Source organism: Rhizobium sp. CB2179, from assembly GCF_057653455.1.
In genome coordinates this window covers 4,518,518-4,535,707 of the sequence record NZ_CM172781.1, presented here as the reverse complement: position 1 = coordinate 4,535,707, position 17,190 = coordinate 4,518,518, and the positions used below count along the sequence as shown (strand labels likewise).

Below are 17,190 nucleotides of genomic sequence, written 5' to 3'. Positions count from 1 at the left end.
TCAACACCCAATTCCGTTAAAGGAGCAGCGCATGGCTACCGTGAAAGTCGATATCAATAACTTCCAGTCGGAAGTTCTGGAATCCGCAGAACCCGTCGTCGTCGATTTCTGGGCCGAATGGTGTGGCCCGTGCAAGATGATTGCTCCGAGTCTCGAAGAAATCGCCGTCGAGATGGAAGGCAAGGTCAAGGTCGCCAAGCTGAACATCGATGAGAACCCGGAACTCGCTGCACAGTTCGGTGTGCGCTCCATTCCGACCCTTGCAATCTTCAAGGGCGGCGAAGTTGCCGATATCTCTGTCGGCGCAAAGCCGAAGACGGCTCTGTCGAACTGGATTTCGAGCGCCGCCTGATTGATATCGGCCAACTTATATTACTTGACGAAAAAGCCCGGTTCGACCGGGCTTTTTCATTTCGCGGCCTTCATTTCGGGGGCGTGCCGTTGTCGGCAAGCACATCGCCAACAAGATAGAGAGAGCCGCCGACCAGGATGCGCGGCGGCAATGCCTCCGGATCGACGACGGCTTTTATCGCTTCCAGCGCATCCCCGACCGTCGACATCGGTTCGGCAACCAAGCCGGCATCATAGGCGGCATTCGACAAGATCACCGGGTCGATCATCGCTTCACTGCCGCGGATCGGCACGCAGAATATCTTCTCGACCAAGCCGGCAAAGGCCTTGAAATAGCCGACCGGATCCTTGGTGTTGATCATGCCGATAATCAGAAAAAGTGGCCGAGACTGGCGCTCCTCGAAATTGGCCATGGCTTCGGCGATCACTTCGCCGGCACCCGGATTATGCCCGCCATCGATCCAGATCTCGGCGCCGGCGGGCGCATGCGACAGCAGCCGGCCCTCGCTCAGACGCTGCAGCCGGCCCGGCCATTCGACCGAACCCATCGCCTTTTCCATCATCGTCTCGGTGACGGTAAAACCCGCCGCCTTGACGGCCCGAATGGCGGCAGCGGCATTGGCATATTGATGCCGGCCGGGAAGGCGCGGCAGCGGCAGGTCGGCAAGACCGAACTCGTCCTGGTAGACGAGCCGGCCATATTCCTCATGCGCCATGAAATCCTGCCCGAAGACGGCGCTCGGGCAATGCAGCCGTTCGGCCGTCGACATCAGCACGTCGAGAGCTGCGTCATATTCCTGATGACCGATGACAACGGGAAATCCCGGCTTCATGATGCCGGCCTTTTCGGCCGCGATCAGCTCGACCCTGTCGCCGAGATAGGGCTGGTGATCCAGCGAAATCGGCATGATCACTGAGACGGCCGGATCGGAAATGACATTGGTGGCGTCGAACCGGCCGCCGAGACCGACTTCGAGGATCGCGGCATCGGCCGGATGTTCGGAAAACAGGATGAAGGTGACCGCCGTCAGGATTTCGAAGACGGTGATGTGCTGTCCTGCATTGGCAGCGGCCACGCGACGCACGGCCTCGGCAAAGACGGCGTCATCGACAAGCTGCCCGCGTCCACCCTTGACACCAATGCGATAACGCTCGTGCCAATTGACCAGATGCGGTGAAGTGTGGACATGAGCGCTGTAGCCGCCGGCTTCGAGCAAAGCGCGGCAGAAGGCGGTGACGGACCCCTTGCCATTGGTGCCGGCGACATGGATCACCGGCGGCAGTTTCCTGTGCGGATTGCCGAGCACATCGAGAAGACGGGTGATGCGATCGAGAGACAGATCAAAACCCTTGGGATGCAATCCCATGAGCTTGTCGATCTCCTGTGCTGCCTCACTCACCGCGGTTTGGCCTCTGGGTATCAATTCGGCACCCCGCCTGCTTGTCGGTTATCAGGCGCTTGCCGCCAGAGCAATCGCGCCGCTATTCATATCGTTCGCCGCAGAAACCGGCTTCTTGGTCAGGATCTTCAAGAGGCGCGCCAGCGTTTCCGGAATATCGTGACGTTTGACGACCATATCGACCATACCATGCTCCAGCAGGTATTCGGAGGTCTGGAAGCCTTCGGGCAGTTTTTCACGCAGAGTCTGCTCGATCACGCGCTTGCCGGCAAAGCCGATTTCGGCGCCGGGTTCTGCCAGATGAATATCGCCAAGCATGGCATAGGAGGCCGTGACGCCACCCGTTGTCGGATTGGTCAGCACGACGATATAGGGCTGGCCGGATTCCTTCAGCATGTCGACGGCAACCGTCGTGCGCGGCAACTGCATCAACGACAGGATGCCTTCCTGCATGCGCGCGCCGCCGGAAGCGGGGAACATCACCAGCGGGCACTTTTCAGCCGTCGCACGCTCGAAAGCCTTGACGATCGCCTCGCCGGCGGCCATGCCGAGCGAACCGCCGATAAAGTTGAATTCGTGCACGACGGCCACGAGTTTCAGTCCCTGCACCTTTCCGACACCAGCGAGAATCGTATCCTCCTGTTCGGTCTTCAGGCGGCTGTCGCGCAGGCGATCGCTATATTTCTTCGAATCGCGGAACTTCAGCGGATCCTGCGCGACCTTCGGCTGCGGCAGCGATTCGAACTCGCCATTGTCGAAAAGATCGGCCAGGCGGGCCTTGGCCGGCATCTTCATGTGATAACCGGACGCCGGAATGACCCATTTGTTGCCTTCCAGGTCCTTGTGGAAGACCATCTCGCCCGTTTCCGGGCACTTGATCCAGAGGTTCTCCGGCACTTCGCGACGGCCCAGCATGGAATTGATCCGCGGGCGAACGTAGTTGGTGATCCAGTTCAACTCGAATACTCCTGATAGTCTAAAGCGCGTCGCGATCTGCCACGCTTTAGGTCCTAGTTTTCCGCATGTCGTTGCCGCAAAACGGCTGCACACTTTTGCGCGACATGCTTTTTTCCAATGTGGGCAAACTATTCGGCAGCAACAAGGCGCGCCGAACGTGTTCCCGTGGAAAGGCCACGCACCAGCGTGGAAACGGCCTGAACGGTGTCCGCCGTTGCCTTTCCGTCATGCGTCAAGCTGGTCGCGACCTGATTGACGATCGCGGTGCCGACGACGACGCCGTCGGCCGAACCGCCGATGACCTTTGCATGTTCCGCCGTCTTGACGCCGAAGCCGACGCAGACGGGCAGGCTGGTATGCTGCTTGATGCGCTCGACCGCGCCCGAAACCAGCGACGGATCGGGCAGCGCCGAACCGGTGATGCCGTTCATCGAGACGTAGTAGACGAAGCCGGAGGTGTTCTTCAATACCTTCGGCAGGCGCTTCTCATCGGTCGTCGGCGTCGCCAGGCGAATGAAATTAATGCCCTTGCGGATCGCCGGAATGCAGAGTTCGTCATCCATCTCGGGCGGCAGGTCGACGACGATCAGGCCGTCGATGCCGGCGGCGAGTGCGTCGTCGAGGAATTTCTCGACGCCGTAAATATAGATCGGGTTGTAGTAACCCATCATCACGATCGGCGTCGCATCGTTGGTCTTGCGGAAATCGGCCGCCAGCTGCAGCGTCTTCTTCAGCGTCTGGCCGCCTTTCAGCGCGCGCTGGCCGGCCAGCTGGATCGCCGGGCCGTCGGCCATCGGATCGGAAAAGGGCATGCCGAGCTCGATAATGTCTGAGCCCGCCTCCGGCAGCGCCTTCATGATGCCAAGCGAGGTGTCGTAGTCAGGATCGCCGCCCATGAAATAGGTCACAAGCGCCGGACGGCCCTCGGCCTTCAGCTCGGCAAAGCGTTTGTCCATGCGTGCGGTCATGTCTTATAGTCCCATTCCCAGAAGCTTGCCGACGGTGAAGATATCCTTGTCGCCGCGGCCGGAGAGGTTCATTAGGATGATCTCGTCCTTGCCCATCGTCGGTGCCCGCTTGATGACCTCGGCAATCGCATGCGAGGGCTCGAGCGCCGGGATGATGCCTTCGAGGCGGGTCAGGGTCTGGAAAGCCTCGAGCGCTTCGTGGTCCATGATCGGCACATAGTCGACGCGGCCGGTATCGTTCAGCCAGGAATGTTCGGGGCCGATGCCGGGATAATCGAGGCCGGCCGAAATCGAATGGCCTTCCTTGATCTGACCGTCACCATCCTGCAGCAGGTAGGTGCGGTTGCCGTGCAGCACGCCCGGCGAACCGGCGGTGATCGAGGCGCAATGTTCGTCGCCCTGCAGACCCTTGCCGCCGGCTTCGACGCCGACGATCTTGACAGAGGGATCATCCAGAAAAGGATGGAAAATGCCGATGGCGTTCGAGCCGCCGCCGACGGCAGCGATGACCAGATCCGGAAGACGGCCTTCGGCCGCCAGCATCTGCTCCTTCGCTTCGATACCGATCACCGACTGGAAATCGCGGACCATCTCCGGATAGGGATGCGGACCGGCGGCCGTTCCGATCAGGTAATAGGTATCTTCGACATTGGTGACCCAGTCGCGAAGCGCCTCGTTCATGGCGTCCTTGAGCGTGCCACTGCCTGCGGTGACCGGTTTGACTTCCGCGCCGAGCAGTTTCATGCGGAAAACGTTCGGCGCCTGACGCTCGACGTCGGTGGCGCCCATATAGACGACGCAGGGAAGGCCAAAGCGGGCGGCCACGGTCGCGGAGGCGACGCCGTGCTGGCCGGCCCCGGTTTCGGCGATGATGCGGGTCTTGCCCATGCGCTTGGCGAGCAGGATCTGGCCGATGCAGTTGTTGATCTTGTGCGAGCCGGTATGGTTCAGCTCCTCGCGCTTGAAATAGATCTTCGCGCCGCCGAGTTCGGCCGTCAGCCGCTCGGCGAAATAGAGCGGGCTCGGGCGGCCGATATAATGCGCGCCGAGATGCTTCAATTCGGCCTGGAATGCCGGATCGTTCTTCGCCCTGTTCCACTCGTCCTGCAGATCCAGGATCAGCGGCATGAGTGTTTCGGCGACGAAACGACCGCCATATATGCCGAAACGGCCATCTTCATCGGGGCCGGAACGGAAGGAATTCGGTTTAGGCGTCTCGTTCACTCTCAACTCCCTGAGGCCATCATCGGCGCATTCGCCTTTTCGACCGCGTCAAAAAATTCATCGATCTTCGCGACGCTCTTCACGCCAGGCGCAGTTTCGACACCCGAGGAGACGTCGATACCCGGTGCCTTGGTGACGAAAAGCGCCTCGGCGACATTGTCCTTGTTCAGCCCGCCGGAAAGCATGTAGTCGACGCTGCCGTCAAGCCAGCTGAGAAGGCTCCAATCGAAGGAAATACCGTTGCCGCCAGGCAGTTCCGAACCCTTCGGCGCTTTGGCGTCGAAGAGGAAACGGTCGGCGATGCCGATATAGGCCTCGACGCGCTTCAGGTCGTCTGCCGTGCGGACCGAAAAGACCTTCATCACAGGCAGACCATAGACCGCCTTTATGGTCAGCACATGTTCGGGGCTCTCGTTGCCGTGAAGCTGGAGCATATCCGGCTTCAATATCGACACGATCTCGTCGAGTTCGTCATTGGTCGGATCGACGACGACGGCGACGATTTTCGCCTTGCCACGCGCAGGTTCGGCCAGTTTTGCCGCCAGGTCCGGCTCGATATAGCGCGGGCTCTTTTCGAAGAAGATAAAACCGATATGGGTCGCGCCGCGTTTCAGCGCGCGATCGACAGCGTCGGGCGTCTTCAAGCCACAGATCTTGATATCCGGTCTCATGGCAGCGAAGTGACACGAAATGCAGAAAGAGTCGAGCCAATTTGCGACGGACGCTGAATTTAGCGCGGCTCTCGGCCAGAGCGCCGCGCGTCCAAAGGACGCCCTAGAGAAGCTCTATCACTTTAAATCTGCGCGTAATCCTTTCCGAAAAATCGATTCCGATATTCGAGTTTATGCGCTAGTCGAAATCGATCGCGTGCAACTGGCTGCCATGCCGCTTGAGCCAGGATTTCGCCTCGTCCATGCCGGGGCAAAGTTTGCCACAGAGGGCCCAGAAGTGCGGGCCGTGGTTCATTTCCTTGAGATGGGCGACCTCGTGGGCGGCGAGATAATCGATCACCGACGGCGGCGCCATGACGATGCGCCATGAAAAGCTCAGATTTCCCTCCGACGAACACGAGCCCCAGCGGCTGCGAGTATCCTTCATCGAGATCGAGCGGATCGGCGCCCGGATCGCTGCGGCGTGCATCGTCGCCAGTCTTGCGAGATCGGCACGCGCCTCTTTCTTGAGAAAGGCCGCAATGCGCCGTCCGACATGTTCCGGCATGCCGCTGACGCGCAGCACCGGCCTGCCGTCTATTGAAACCGCCTCCGTCAGCCCGCGCAAGCTGCCGCTATGCTGGATGCGATGGGAAACGCCGCGAAGGAGGATTTCGCCGCCGTCACGCAGGCCGGTATCGGTCGAAAACTTGGCAAGCTTGGTGAGCAGCCACCCCTGATGACGGTCGAGGAAGGCATTGACCTCGCGCGCGGCAAGGCCTTTCGGCACCGTCATCTTCAAGGCGCGGCCACCCGGCTCGATGCGCAGCGTGATTCGTGTCGCCCGGTCGTGCTGCTTGATCGTCAGCGGCATGAGCCGGCCGGCGACATCGAGCGTCCGCATTTCGGGCGGAGCCGGCTTTCGCGCCTTCGACATTGTTTTCAGAAGCGAGAACATGCGTGTTTTCTATACGATTCGCCGGCAAATCTAAATGATCGGCGGAAGGGCAGACATGGAAAAACCGGCATCGACAGATGCCGGTCATCATTTCATCGTTCAGGCGTTTACGGCGTCTGATATTCGGCGACCGGGCCGTTGTCATCGCGCTTGGCGTTCCTGCGGTCGCGCATGAAGCGGTCGAACTCTTCCTGATCCTTGGCCCGGCGGAGCTCGCGCAGATACGAGTCGAATTCCTCGCGCATTTCGTCAAGCTTGCGGCGCTCTTCCTCCATCCGGTCGAGTTCGGCCTTACGCCAGTCGTCGAAGGCGCCGTTGCCGGTCGAGAAGTGTGGGCGGTGACGGCCATGCGGGCGGCGGCAGGAGGCGAAGAAGCCATCGGTCGCCTGGTTGACGTCACGCTTGAAGCCGCGCAGACGGTCGCCGAAGATGATGTAGGCAAGCATGGCAAGACCCAGAGGCCAGAAAACCATGAAGCCGAGAATCATCAGGGCAATGGTAGCCGGAGTCCAATCCGGTCGAAGCAATGCTGACTGGTTCATCGTGCGGGTATCCCTCGCTTTCCGCGCCCGGCAGAATACCGAACGCTGAAATCGATGTGGTAACCGCAATAAGCGCCTTCAAGACGATTGCCCGCGAAATCGGACAAAGCCTTGAATTCGTTTTGCTAATTCAGCTGCCCCTGATTCAGCCCGTCCGGCCGCCCTTGATGACACGCGGGATCGGAGGCTTGACGGCGGAACGGGAATGCTTTCGGACGAAATCGATGATGCGCGGCGCGATCTCGCGGCGGAAACGCGAGCCGTTGAAAACACCATAATGGCCGACATCCGGCTGGAGATAGTGCATGCGCATATCTTCGGGAATGTTCACGCAGATAGTCTGCGCCGCCTTTGTCTGGCCGACACCTGAGATATCGTCATTCTCACCTTCGACGGTCAGCAGCGCCACGTTACGAATTGCCGCCGGATCGACGCGTTTGCCGCGATGCATCAGTTCGCCCTTCGGCAGCGAATGCTTGATGAAGACTTCCTCCACCGTCTGCAGATAGAATTCGGCGGTCAGATCCATGACAGCGAGATATTCATCGTAGAAATCGCGATGTCTTTCCGGCTCGCCGTCGTTCTTCACGAGATGCATGAAGAATTCCTTGTGCGCCACGAGGTGGCGATCAAGATTCATCGACATGAAGCCCGAAAGCTGCAGGAATCCCGGATAGACCGGGCGCATGAAGCCCGGCTGCGGCCAGGGCACGTTCATGATGACGTTGTCGGAGAACCACTGCAGCGACCGCTCCTGGGCGAGCTTATTGACCGCCGTCGGGTTGATGCGCGTGTCGATCGGGCCGCCCATCAGCGTCATCGACGCCGGCGAAAGCGGATCCCTGGCTTCCTCCATCACGGCAGCGGCTGCCAGCACCGGAACGGAAGGCTGACAGACGGCGATGACATGCGTGTCCTGACCGAGGAAATGCAGCATCTCGATGACGTAGTCGACGTAATCGTCGAAATCGAACGTGCCTTCCGTCATCGGCACCATGCGAGCGTCGATCCAGTCGGTGATGTAGATATCGGCACTCGGCAGCAGCGCCTCGACCGTGCCGCGCAGCAGCGTGGCATAGTGGCCGGACATCGGCGCGACGATCAGGATGCGTGGGTCATTGCCGCGGGCGGCTGGAATACCGCGGGCGAAATGCAGAAGATTGCAGAAGGGTCGCGACCAGACAACCTCTTCGCGGACGGAAACCGTCTTTTCACCGATCGTCGTCTGCTTCAATCCGAATTCCGGCTTGCCATAGCGGCGCGTCGTGCGTTCGAACATTTCGAGACTTGCCGCCATCGTCCGGCCGAACGGCGTATGGGAGAACGGATTCAGCGGATTGGCATAGGCAAATCGCATGATATCTGCCGCGGCGCGAAACGGCGCCATGGCGGCATGGTTCAATTCATAAAGCTGATAAAACATGGAAGGCGCCACCTTTCTCTATCGAAAAGATAACACCGATTGAAAGGCATCGACTCTTTTCGTAACGCGGGCACGTAGCGCAGACTAACAGTTTTTTGTTGCACAGCAACATTGACGAACCAGACCCACACAAAAAATGCCGGAGAATTGATCTCCGGCATCATAATCGACCTGAAAACTTAAGTTTCTCAGCAGGAAGCGTTATTAACGATCCGCTACGAAAGTCTGCTTCTGCGTGCCGAGACCTTCGATGCCGAGTTCGACCACGTCGCCGGCCTTGAGATAACGCGGCGGCTTGAGGCCCATGCCGACGCCCGGAGGCGTGCCGGTGGAGATCACGTCACCGGGATGCAGCGACATGAACTGGCTGAGGTAGGAGACGAGAAACGCAACCCCGTAAACCATCGTTTTCGACGAGCCGTTCTGCATCTTCTGGCCGTTGACCGTCAGCCACATGCCGAGGTTCTGCGGTTCGGCAATTTCGTCCTTGGTCACGAGCCAGGGGCCGATCGGGCCAAAGGTGTCGCAGGATTTGCCCTTGGTCCACTGACCAGACCGCTCGGTCTGGAAAGCGCGCTCGGAAACGTCATTGGAGACGCAATAACCGGCGACATAATCCAGCGCTTCGGCTTCCGTCACATATTTGGCGGTTTTGCCGATGACGACGCCGAGCTCAACTTCCCAATCGGTCTTTTCCGAACCGCGGGGAATGACGACATTGTCGTTCGGTCCAACGATTGCGGATGTCGCTTTCATGAAGATGATCGGCTCGGGCGGCACGGTCGCACCGGTTTCGGCAGCATGATCCGAATAATTCAAGCCGATGCAGATGAACTTGCCAGTGCCCGCGACGCAGGCGCCGATGCGGCCGGGTGCGATTTCCGGAAGGCTCTTCGGATCGATCGCCGCTATCTTTGCAAGGCCTGCCGGTCCGATCGCTTCACCGCCGATATCGGCGACATGACCGGAGAGATCGCGGATCTTGCCATCGGCATCGAGAAGTGCTGGTTTTTCACTGCCTGCTTCGCCAACACGCATCAGCTTCATGGAATTTCCTCCTCATCGAAAACGGATTTGCAGCCACCTATGAACGAATTATTCATCGGTGTCATTACGGCTTTGCCGGGAAGCGGTACGGCTTTGCCGCGATTCGGATGATTTTCTGCCGAAAACCGCCCGTATCTTTCGGCATCATGCTCTAAAAATTTCCGTCAGATCCGGGCCGGAGGGAATGATCTTCGTCGGATTGAGGCTTTCGATCGAATAGTAGCCGCGCTTGATATGATCGAGGTTCACCGTTTCACCGATGCCCGGCCAATCCAGCATGCGGCGGCAGAAAGCGCGCAGCTTGGCATAGTCGGAAAGCCGGCGCAGATTGCATTTGAAGATGCCGTGATAGGCGACGTCGAAGCGCACCAGCGTTACGAAAAGCCGGATATCGCTCTCGGTGGGATGATCGGCGAACAGAAAAGACCGGCCCTCGAATTGCCGCTCGACCCAGTCGAGGCAGGAAAAAACATCGGCAAAAGCCTCTTCATAGGCGATCTGCGTGGTGGCGAAACCGGCGCGGTAGACGCCGTTGTTGAGATCGGGATAGATGCGATCGTTGAAAGCATCGATCTCGGTGCGTCTCTCCGCCGGGTAAAGATCGATCGGATTTTTTGCCAGACCACCGAAGCCGCTGTTCAGCATACGCAGGATATCGGCGGATTCATTGTTGACGATGGCCTTTCTCTCTCTGTCCCAGAGAACCGGCACGGTCGCCCGGCCGGTGAAATCGGGTGCTGCCCCGGTATAGATTTCATGCATATAGGTTACGCCGTTGACGTGATCCTTCGTCGCGCCGGGATAATCGCCGAAGCGCCAGCCCTGCTTGCCCAGCAGCGGTTCAACGACCGAGACGGAGATGACGTCGTCCAGGCCCTTGAGCTTGCGGCCGATCAGGGTACGTGAGGCCCAGGGGCAGATATAGGCGACATAAAGATGGTAACGGCCGGCCCTGGCTGCAAAGCCGCCCTCGCCAGTCGGCCCGGCGCTGCCATCCGGGGTCACCCAATTGCGGAAACTTGAGGTCTGGCGGACGAAGCCGCCCTTTTCGTCCTTTGCCTGAACGGGCTGCCAGTCTTCCGTCCATTTTCCGTTCACCAGCATGCGCAACTCCCCCAATCGATTGACTAAACGGTTTATTATCCTGCTTCGGGGCCGGCGTGAGGCCGCTTTTATGGAGACAGTCTGTACACCCCAACTGCGACGATGCTGTGCTTGCCAAGCCGGTGAAGCAGGAAATATGTCTCTGCTATACAAAATGACGTGGAGTTCGAAATGCATCTCTCGAAGGCCGTCGTGCGGACCGAACATGCAAGCCGCTACCTGCAGCAGCTCTGCAAACACTGGAGCCACAAGTTCAGCGTCGATTTTGATCCTCTGAAGGGCCGGGTGCCGTTCAGCGATACGGCCGAGGTAACGTTTGCGGCCGACGATGCGGCGCTGACCTTGACACTTTCCGTCGTCGATTCCTCGCAACAGGAAAGGATGCAGCACGTCATCGGCGATCATCTAAAGCGCTTCGCCTTCCGCGAAGAACTCGACATCGTCTGGACGGACTAAGCCCAGCCCCCGATCCAAATTTTCTGCAAACCCTGGAACAAGCATGACGAAGAGCAATAGTCGCGAATCCGAATATCCGGTCGATCCGATGTTTCTTGACCGCTGGTCGCCGCGCGCCTTCACCGGCGAAATCATCGAGGAGGCGCAGCTACTCGGTCTGCTCGACGCCGCCCATTGGGCGCCGTCCTCGGCCAACCACCAGCCCTGGCGCTTCATCTATGGCCTCAAGGGTTCGGAGCATTGGGAGAAATTCGTCGCTTTGCTCAACGATTCCAACCAGGAATGGGCCAGGAATGCATCAGCGCTGATCTTCGTCGTGTCGCGCACCTTCACCGGGGCTGCCGGCTCGGCTGAGGAAAAGCCGAGCTACACCCATTCCTTCGATGCCGGTGCGGCATGGGGGCATCTGGCGATCCAGGCGCGCCTCTCCGGCCTTTATGCCCATGGCATGGGCGGCATCAAACATGAGGAGATCAGCCAGGCTTTCGCCATTCCCGAGGGATACCGGGTCGAAGCAGGTGTCGCCGTCGGCCGGCTGGCCGATAAGAGCGTTCTTTCCGAACGCAATCAGGCACGCGAATTCCCCAGCCAGCGCAAGCCGCTCTCCGAGGTCGCCTTCAACGGCCGCTTCGTCGCGAATTGAGCGAAGCCAAAGGCCAAGCAGATATCGGGCAAACGAAAGCCCCGCCATCCTAAAGATAGCGGGGCCATTTATTTTGAAATATCAATTAGATATCGAGGTTTGCAACGCTCAGCGCATTCTCCTGGATGAATTCGCGCCGCGGCTCGACTTCGTCACCCATCAGGCGGGCGAAGAGACCATCGGCGTCGGTGGCGTCGTTGACCCTGACCTGCAGCAGCGAGCGAACGTTCGGATCGAGCGTCGTTTCCCAGAGCTGCTCGGCATTCATCTCGCCAAGACCCTTGTAGCGCTGCATGGTGAGACCCTTGCGCCCGCTTGCGAAGATCGCGTCGAGCAGGGCACGCGGGCCGGAGATTTCGACGTCGCCTTCGCGGCGATGCAGCGACGGCGGCGTCTGATAGATTTCCTTGAGGCGTGCCGTCAGCTGGTCGATGTGACGGGCATCCGAGGAACCGATCAGCGCCATATCGAGCACGACGAGTTCCCTGACGCCGCGGACCATGCGCTCGAGGCGCAGACCGCCATCGGTTGTCACATCGCCCCGCCAGCCGCGCTCGGTTTCCTCGGCGATGATGTCGAGGCGCCCAGCCACTTCGTTTGCCAGCGCCAGCGCTCTGGCCGGGTCGCTGGCGAGCTCGGCATTGAGGGCGCCGGCAATCGCCGCTTGTTCGACGGCGGAACGATTGTAGCGCGAATGGAGATTGTCGAGCAGCGCGCGCATACGCAGAGCATCGAGGATGACCTCGCGCAGATCCTGGCCGGCGCGAACTTCGCCGCTACCGAGCCTCAGCGAAGCATCTTCCAGGCCCTGGCTGATGAGATATTCTTCCAGCGCCTTCTCGTCCTTCAGATACTGCACCGACTTGCCGCGCGAGACCTTATAGAGCGGCGGCTGGGCGATATAGAGATGACCGCGCTCGATCAGTTGCGGCATCTGGCGGAAGAAGAAGGTCAGCAGCAGGGTGCGGATATGGGCGCCGTCGACATCGGCGTCGGTCATGATGATGATCTTGTGGTAGCGCAGCTTTTCGACATTGAACTCGTCCTTGCCGATGCCGGTACCAAGCGCGGTGATCAATGTGCCGATTTCCTGGCTCGACAGCATCTTGTCGAAACGGGCGCGTTCGACGTTCAGGATCTTGCCGCGCAGCGGCAGGATCGCCTGGTTCTCGCGCGAGCGGCCCTGCTTGGCCGAGCCGCCGGCAGAATCGCCCTCGACGAGGAAGACTTCGGATTTTGTCGGATCACGCTCGGAGCAGTCAGCAAGCTTGCCCGGCAGCGAAGCGATATCGAGTGCGCCCTTGCGGCGGGTCAACTCGCGGGCCTTGCGGGCCGCTTCGCGTGCGGCGGCGGCCTCGACGACCTTGCCGACGAGGATTTTGGCTTCGCTCGGATGTTCTTCGAACCAGGTGCTCAGCGCCTCGTTGACGAGACTTTCGACAACAGGACGGACTTCCGAGGAAACGAGCTTATCCTTGGTCTGCGAGGAGAATTTTGGATCCGGCACCTTGACCGACAGAACCGCAGTCAGGCCTTCGCGGCAATCTTCGCCCTGCAGCGTTACCTTTTCCCTTTTGGTGATGCCGGAACTGTCGGCATAGGAAACGACCTGGCGCGTCAGCGCCGCGCGGAAGCCGGCCATATGCGTGCCGCCGTCGCGTTGAGGGATGTTGTTGGTGAAGCAGAGCACGTTCTCATGATAGCTGTCGTTCCACCACATCGCGACTTCAACGGTGATGCCGTCCTTTTCGCCGTGGATGGCAACCGGCTTGTCGACGAGCGACTTCTTGGCGCGGTCCAAATAGGCGACGAAAGCCTCGAGGCCACCGTCATAACGCAGCTCTTCCTGCTTGATGTCGGAATGGCGCTTGTCGGTCAGCAGGATGCGGACGCCTGAATTCAGGAAGGCGAGCTCGCGAAGGCGATGCTCCAGCGTGCCGTAGTCGAACTCCGTCATGGTGAAGGTGCCGGTGCTCGGCATGAAGCTCACTTCCGTGCCGGTCTCATTCGGCGCGTCGCCCGTAACCTTCAGTGGAGCATCGGCCACGCCATGGGTGAAGCTCATTTCATGGATCTTGTCGTGACGGCGGATCTTCAGCTTCAACCAGACGGACAGCGCGTTGACGACGGAGACGCCGACGCCGTGCAGGCCGCCGGAAACCTTGTAGGAATTCTGGTCGAACTTACCGCCGGCATGAAGCTGCGTCATGATGACTTCGGCAGCCGACACGCCTTCGCCGGTGTGGATGTCCGTCGGGATGCCGCGACCATTGTCGGTGACGGTTACCGAGCCATCCGGATTGAGGGTCACCGTGACGATGTCGGCATGGCCGGCAAGCGCTTCGTCGATCGCGTTGTCGACGACTTCATAGACCATGTGATGCAGGCCGGAGCCGTCGTCGGTATCGCCGATATACATGCCGGGGCGTTTGCGCACGGCATCGAGGCCCTTCAGAACCTTGATGGAATCTGCGCCATATTCGGTGCTTACGCCGTTTTCCGTCGCGGATGTATCGCTCATTCTGTCGAGATTTTCCCTGTTGTCGTAAAGCTGCGGCGCGCCTTGCGAATCACCGGCTTTCTTCACTCTCGTATATAGGTTTTTTGAACCCACTTCCCAATGGCAAGCCCCTAAAACAAGGCATAAAACAGGGGATTATGACGCTTTTCCGTCGCCTTTGCCGCCATTTTCGAGAAGAGCCGATAGCCGGCCTATCTCTGCACTGTCAAGGTTGCGAATCCGCCGGGCCAGCCGGTTGGCAAATTCGGTATATTCGGGGGGCAGTCCGGAGGTGTCGATCACGACGCGCGGGTCGGACGAGCGGGCGAGCAGGAACAGTTCCTCAGCCTCATCCCAGATGATGTTGAAATAGCCGGCGATGCGCTGCAGCAGATCGAATGTCGGCAAACCACGCTTTCCATGTTCGAGCGCCGAGAGATAGGCGGGGGAGACATTCAGTGCCTCCGCCATCTCCTTCTGCGAGACGCCCTTGCGCGCTCTCAGCCTGCGAACCGCCTCTCCGAAGGGTGTCATGGCCTTTCCCCATGCCGCCGCGACAGGCGAATGTAGAGCGCGCCCTCACCGCCATGATGCTGTGCGGCCGACTCATAGGAGGAGATCAGGTAACGGAATTCCGGCTTCGAGAACCAGAGAGGCACCGCCCGCTTCAGCGCACCCTCGCTGCCCATGGAGCTGCCCTTGCCCGTAATGACCAGCACATGGCGCATGCCGCGCTCATGGGCGCGGATCAGGAAATCGAGAAGGATGGCATGAGCCTGGCTCTGCACCAACCCGTGCAGGTCGATCCGCGCTTCGAGCGCCAGCCGGCCCTTGGCGATCTTCCGCTTGACCGGCTTTTCCAGCGGATGATGCACCCCGGCCGATGGCTTCGCCGTTGACGGTGCTGTCGCCTGCAGCGGCGTGGGTGTGGCTGGCGTCTGCTTTTCCTGTTCCCGTTCGGCCGCCGCCTCGGCCTCGGCAAGAAAGGCGTCGAGTTCGGTCAACGCCCCCGCCTTGCCGGGCATCGGCCGGGTGCTGCGGGCAACCTTGCCCCAGAGGATCCTCTCATCCGCGCTCAGCTTGCGATCCCTGGCCATCAGTCGAATCTTCCGGCGGCGGCATTGGGAATGAGGATGGTGAAATCGGCCTCGTTGCGGACGGTGCCGGCACTTTCCCCGGCCATGTCCCCCGAGCCGGTGAAGATATCACCCCGCGCCGGCCCGATAATCGCCGAGCCGGTATCGAGCGCCAGCATCAGCCGGTGGAACGGGCGGCCTTGGTCGAGATGGGTGAGACTTTCGGCGCGAAGGAAAAAAGGAAAGCCGAAGGTATGGATCATCCGGTCGACCGCAAGCGCGCGCCCGGCGAGAAGCGGCACCTTGGCGGCCGCGATCGGGCCTGCCTGTGGATCGGCAACCGGCGCTTCGCGGAAAAAAATATAAGAGCGGTTATGCCATAATACTTCGTCGACGCTCTCGGGATTGCGCGCCAGCCAGGCACGGATCGCCTGCATCGAAATCTCCGTCCGATTGATCTCCCCGCGCCCGATGAGCAGCTTGCCGATCGCCGAGAAAGCATGGCCGGCCTTCGCCGCATAGGTGATGCGGCCGATACGACCATCCGTATAACGCAGACGGGCAGCACCCTGCACATGCACGAAGAAGACATCGACCTTCGACTTCGCCCAGGCAATTTCGAGGCCGCGGCCTTCGAGAAAACCCTGATCGATGGCGCGGCGGTCCGGATAGGCAGCGACGCGGCCCTCATGCAGACGGCCGAAAACATAGGCCTTGTCGAGCTCGGCGGGGCGATTGGCGTCGTCGAGATCGATCAGATCGCCCGGACGCCGGTAGAAAGGAAAACGGAAAATTTCGTCCGGCCGCTCGGCCACGTCGATATCGGGTTCGTAGAAGGCGGTGACGAAGCCGGAATTGCCATCCTTGCGGCGAATCAGAAAGGGCCGACAGTGCGTCTCGAAAAAAGCGCGCGCCGACGCCGGAGATGGCGGAGTGAAATCTTCGGCAGCGGCGAGAAGCGGAAGCAGGTCTTCCGAGCTCAGGCCCAGCGATCCGGTACGGTACGATTTGACATCGGTGATTTGCCGGCGGCAGCTTCGCATCACTTCAAAAAGGCCGGAGGGATCATCATCCTTCCAGCCTTCCAGAGAGTCGAAGCTTATGGCCTGCAGGACGAAGTCCGATGCGTGGTCACTCATGTTCCGATTCGGTCGCCACGAGTTTCCAGTTCGGATCGCGCGAGCGGGTGTCGCGGGCGAAGGTCCAGACGTCGTTGACCTCGGCGACGTTTTCGGCGTCGCCTTCAATCAGCACATCCGCCTTGTCGTAGGTGGCCGATATCAGCTGGCTGGCGATGCGCACGGTGATCTGCGCTTCGCTGCCCTTTGTTTCCGCATGGGTGATTTCGGCCTTGTCGATGCCGACGAAGGTGGACTTCACCTTCTCGCCCCGGGCTTCGCGCTCGCCGATCGCCGCATCGAACCCGTCATAGACTTCGCGGGACAGCAAGTTCTTCAGCGTTTTCCGGTCGCCATCGGCGTAGGCCATGACGATCATCTCGTAAGCCATGCGGGCGCCGTTCAGAAACTCCTTCGGGGTGAAGGCGGGATCGGCCTTGTTCAGCGCGCGCAGCGATTCGTTGAGCGGCGTTCCGGGTGCCGCGAAAGCATCGATGGCGGCGAAGCGATCCTCGTCCTCCGTCGTCGCATCACGCCGCGGCAGCGTCACTACCTTGCCGGCATCGGCGGCTTCGGCCGGAGCCGCATCCCGCGGCGTATAGAGATCGCGCGGCGGCTTCTCATTTCCTGTACGGCGCCCGAGCACGGAGCGGAGCTGAAAGAAAATCAGCACAGCCGCCACCAGGAAAAATAATGTGATGAAGTCGTTCGAACTCATATCGTATCGCAGCCGCCCGTTAACATCTCTGATTTGTACTCCCATATAGTCTGCC

18 protein-coding genes are annotated in these 17,190 nt (G+C 60.1%); 3 read left to right on the top strand and 15 right to left on the bottom strand.

What is annotated here, in order from left to right; translation table 11 throughout:
- Positions 1-31 precede the first annotated feature (31 nt).
- Positions 32-352 carry a thioredoxin gene (trxA, locus tag AC244Q_RS22255; RefSeq protein ID WP_003544118.1) on the top strand — a complete coding sequence of 107 codons (321 nt, stop codon included), beginning with the start codon at positions 32-34 and terminating at the stop codon, positions 350-352.
- 70 nt (positions 353-422) lie between these two features.
- On the opposite strand, the gene AC244Q_RS22250 is transcribed toward trxA, so the two are convergent.
- The 10 genes from AC244Q_RS22250 to AC244Q_RS22205 form a co-directional block, all read right to left on the bottom strand.
- Complete coding sequence (locus AC244Q_RS22250) at positions 423-1,775, bottom strand: bifunctional folylpolyglutamate synthase/dihydrofolate synthase (protein ID WP_017995601.1); 1,353 nt, start codon at positions 1,773-1,775, stop codon at positions 423-425.
- Between the two features lie 27 nt (positions 1,776-1,802).
- Positions 1,803-2,708, bottom strand: coding sequence for an acetyl-CoA carboxylase, carboxyltransferase subunit beta (gene accD / locus AC244Q_RS22245; RefSeq protein ID WP_012759561.1), 906 nt, complete (start codon positions 2,706-2,708; stop codon positions 1,803-1,805).
- 128 nt (positions 2,709-2,836) lie between these two features.
- On the bottom strand, positions 2,837-3,676 hold the full coding sequence (gene trpA, locus AC244Q_RS22240; RefSeq protein ID WP_113546667.1) for a tryptophan synthase subunit alpha: 840 nt from the start codon (positions 3,674-3,676) through the stop codon (positions 2,837-2,839).
- A gap of 3 nt (positions 3,677-3,679) precedes the next feature.
- On the bottom strand, positions 3,680-4,900 hold the full coding sequence (gene trpB / locus AC244Q_RS22235; RefSeq protein ID WP_113546668.1) for a tryptophan synthase subunit beta: 1,221 nt from the start codon (positions 4,898-4,900) through the stop codon (positions 3,680-3,682).
- Between the two features lie 2 nt (positions 4,901-4,902).
- Positions 4,903-5,571 carry a phosphoribosylanthranilate isomerase gene (locus AC244Q_RS22230; protein WP_012759558.1) on the bottom strand — a complete coding sequence of 223 codons (669 nt, stop codon included), beginning with the start codon at positions 5,569-5,571 and terminating at the stop codon, positions 4,903-4,905.
- A 178-nt stretch (positions 5,572-5,749) separates the two neighbouring features.
- Complete coding sequence (locus AC244Q_RS22225; protein WP_012759557.1) at positions 5,750-6,508, bottom strand: M48 family metallopeptidase; 759 nt, start codon at positions 6,506-6,508, stop codon at positions 5,750-5,752.
- Between the two features lie 107 nt (positions 6,509-6,615).
- Complete coding sequence (locus AC244Q_RS22220) at positions 6,616-7,050, bottom strand: DUF2852 domain-containing protein (protein ID WP_012759556.1); 435 nt, start codon at positions 7,048-7,050, stop codon at positions 6,616-6,618.
- A gap of 145 nt (positions 7,051-7,195) precedes the next feature.
- On the bottom strand, positions 7,196-8,473 hold the full coding sequence (locus tag AC244Q_RS22215) for a polyhydroxyalkanoate depolymerase (RefSeq protein WP_012759555.1): 1,278 nt from the start codon (positions 8,471-8,473) through the stop codon (positions 7,196-7,198).
- Between the two features lie 204 nt (positions 8,474-8,677).
- Positions 8,678-9,520, bottom strand: a complete 843-nt coding sequence (locus tag AC244Q_RS22210; RefSeq protein WP_012759554.1) for a fumarylacetoacetate hydrolase family protein — start codon at positions 9,518-9,520, stop codon at positions 8,678-8,680.
- 144 nt (positions 9,521-9,664) lie between these two features.
- Positions 9,665-10,624 (bottom strand): glutathione S-transferase family protein, encoded by a 960-nt coding sequence (locus tag AC244Q_RS22205; RefSeq protein ID WP_113546669.1) that lies wholly within the window; start codon positions 10,622-10,624, stop codon positions 9,665-9,667.
- Positions 10,625-10,795: 171 nt separating this feature from the next.
- Between AC244Q_RS22205 and AC244Q_RS22200 the strand changes: the two genes are divergently transcribed.
- Both AC244Q_RS22200 and AC244Q_RS22195 read left to right on the top strand, forming a co-directional pair.
- Positions 10,796-11,080 carry a DUF2218 domain-containing protein gene (locus tag AC244Q_RS22200; protein WP_113546779.1) on the top strand — a complete coding sequence of 95 codons (285 nt, stop codon included), beginning with the start codon at positions 10,796-10,798 and terminating at the stop codon, positions 11,078-11,080.
- 43 nt (positions 11,081-11,123) lie between these two features.
- Positions 11,124-11,723 carry a nitroreductase family protein gene (locus AC244Q_RS22195; RefSeq protein ID WP_113546670.1) on the top strand — a complete coding sequence of 200 codons (600 nt, stop codon included), beginning with the start codon at positions 11,124-11,126 and terminating at the stop codon, positions 11,721-11,723.
- A gap of 85 nt (positions 11,724-11,808) precedes the next feature.
- On the opposite strand, the gene gyrB is transcribed toward AC244Q_RS22195, so the two are convergent.
- The 5 genes from gyrB to AC244Q_RS22170 all read right to left on the bottom strand — a co-directional run bounded on the left by gyrB (position 11,809) and on the right by AC244Q_RS22170 (position 17,135).
- Positions 11,809-14,244 carry a DNA topoisomerase (ATP-hydrolyzing) subunit B gene (gyrB, locus tag AC244Q_RS22190; RefSeq protein ID WP_113546780.1) on the bottom strand — a complete coding sequence of 812 codons (2,436 nt, stop codon included), beginning with the start codon at positions 14,242-14,244 and terminating at the stop codon, positions 11,809-11,811.
- Between the two features lie 135 nt (positions 14,245-14,379).
- Positions 14,380-14,757 (bottom strand): helix-turn-helix domain-containing protein, encoded by a 378-nt coding sequence (locus AC244Q_RS22185; RefSeq protein ID WP_003544097.1) that lies wholly within the window; start codon positions 14,755-14,757, stop codon positions 14,380-14,382.
- Positions 14,754-15,320 (bottom strand): Smr/MutS family protein, encoded by a 567-nt coding sequence (locus tag AC244Q_RS22180; protein WP_012759549.1) that lies wholly within the window; start codon positions 15,318-15,320, stop codon positions 14,754-14,756. The genes AC244Q_RS22185 and AC244Q_RS22180 overlap by 4 nt, the downstream gene beginning before the upstream one ends.
- Positions 15,320-16,438: a murein transglycosylase A gene (mltA, locus tag AC244Q_RS22175; RefSeq protein ID WP_113546671.1), complete on the bottom strand. Its 1,119-nt coding sequence runs from the start codon at positions 16,436-16,438 to the stop codon at positions 15,320-15,322. The genes AC244Q_RS22180 and mltA overlap by 1 nt, the downstream gene beginning before the upstream one ends.
- A complete protein-coding gene (locus AC244Q_RS22170) occupies positions 16,431-17,135 on the bottom strand; it encodes a Tim44/TimA family putative adaptor protein (protein ID WP_012759547.1) in 705 nt (234 codons plus the stop codon). Before AC244Q_RS22170 ends, mltA begins: the two co-directional genes overlap by 8 nt.
- Positions 17,136-17,190: the final 55 nt, after the last annotated feature.

Coding starts and splice junctions, on each gene's coding strand:
- trxA (WP_003544118.1), top strand. CDS start 32: ATGGCTACCGTGAAAGTCGATATCAATAACTTCCAGTCGGAAGTTCTG.
- trpA (WP_113546667.1), bottom strand. CDS start 3,676: ATGACCGCACGCATGGACAAACGCTTTGCCGAGCTGAAGGCCGAGGGC.
- AC244Q_RS22230 (WP_012759558.1), bottom strand. CDS start 5,571: ATGAGACCGGATATCAAGATCTGTGGCTTGAAGACGCCCGACGCTGTC.
- AC244Q_RS22225 (WP_012759557.1), bottom strand. CDS start 6,508: ATGTTCTCGCTTCTGAAAACAATGTCGAAGGCGCGAAAGCCGGCTCCG.
- AC244Q_RS22220 (WP_012759556.1), bottom strand. CDS start 7,050: ATGAACCAGTCAGCATTGCTTCGACCGGATTGGACTCCGGCTACCATT.
- AC244Q_RS22215 (WP_012759555.1), bottom strand. CDS start 8,473: ATGTTTTATCAGCTTTATGAATTGAACCATGCCGCCATGGCGCCGTTT.
- AC244Q_RS22210 (WP_012759554.1), bottom strand. CDS start 9,520: ATGAAGCTGATGCGTGTTGGCGAAGCAGGCAGTGAAAAACCAGCACTT.
- AC244Q_RS22205 (WP_113546669.1), bottom strand. CDS start 10,624: ATGCTGGTGAACGGAAAATGGACGGAAGACTGGCAGCCCGTTCAGGCA.
- AC244Q_RS22200 (WP_113546779.1), top strand. CDS start 10,796: ATGCATCTCTCGAAGGCCGTCGTGCGGACCGAACATGCAAGCCGCTAC.
- AC244Q_RS22195 (WP_113546670.1), top strand. CDS start 11,124: ATGACGAAGAGCAATAGTCGCGAATCCGAATATCCGGTCGATCCGATG.
- gyrB (WP_113546780.1), bottom strand. CDS start 14,244: ATGAGCGATACATCCGCGACGGAAAACGGCGTAAGCACCGAATATGGC.
- AC244Q_RS22185 (WP_003544097.1), bottom strand. CDS start 14,757: ATGACACCCTTCGGAGAGGCGGTTCGCAGGCTGAGAGCGCGCAAGGGC.
- AC244Q_RS22180 (WP_012759549.1), bottom strand. CDS start 15,320: ATGGCCAGGGATCGCAAGCTGAGCGCGGATGAGAGGATCCTCTGGGGC.
- mltA (WP_113546671.1), bottom strand. CDS start 16,438: ATGAGTGACCACGCATCGGACTTCGTCCTGCAGGCCATAAGCTTCGAC.
- AC244Q_RS22170 (WP_012759547.1), bottom strand. CDS start 17,135: ATGAGTTCGAACGACTTCATCACATTATTTTTCCTGGTGGCGGCTGTG.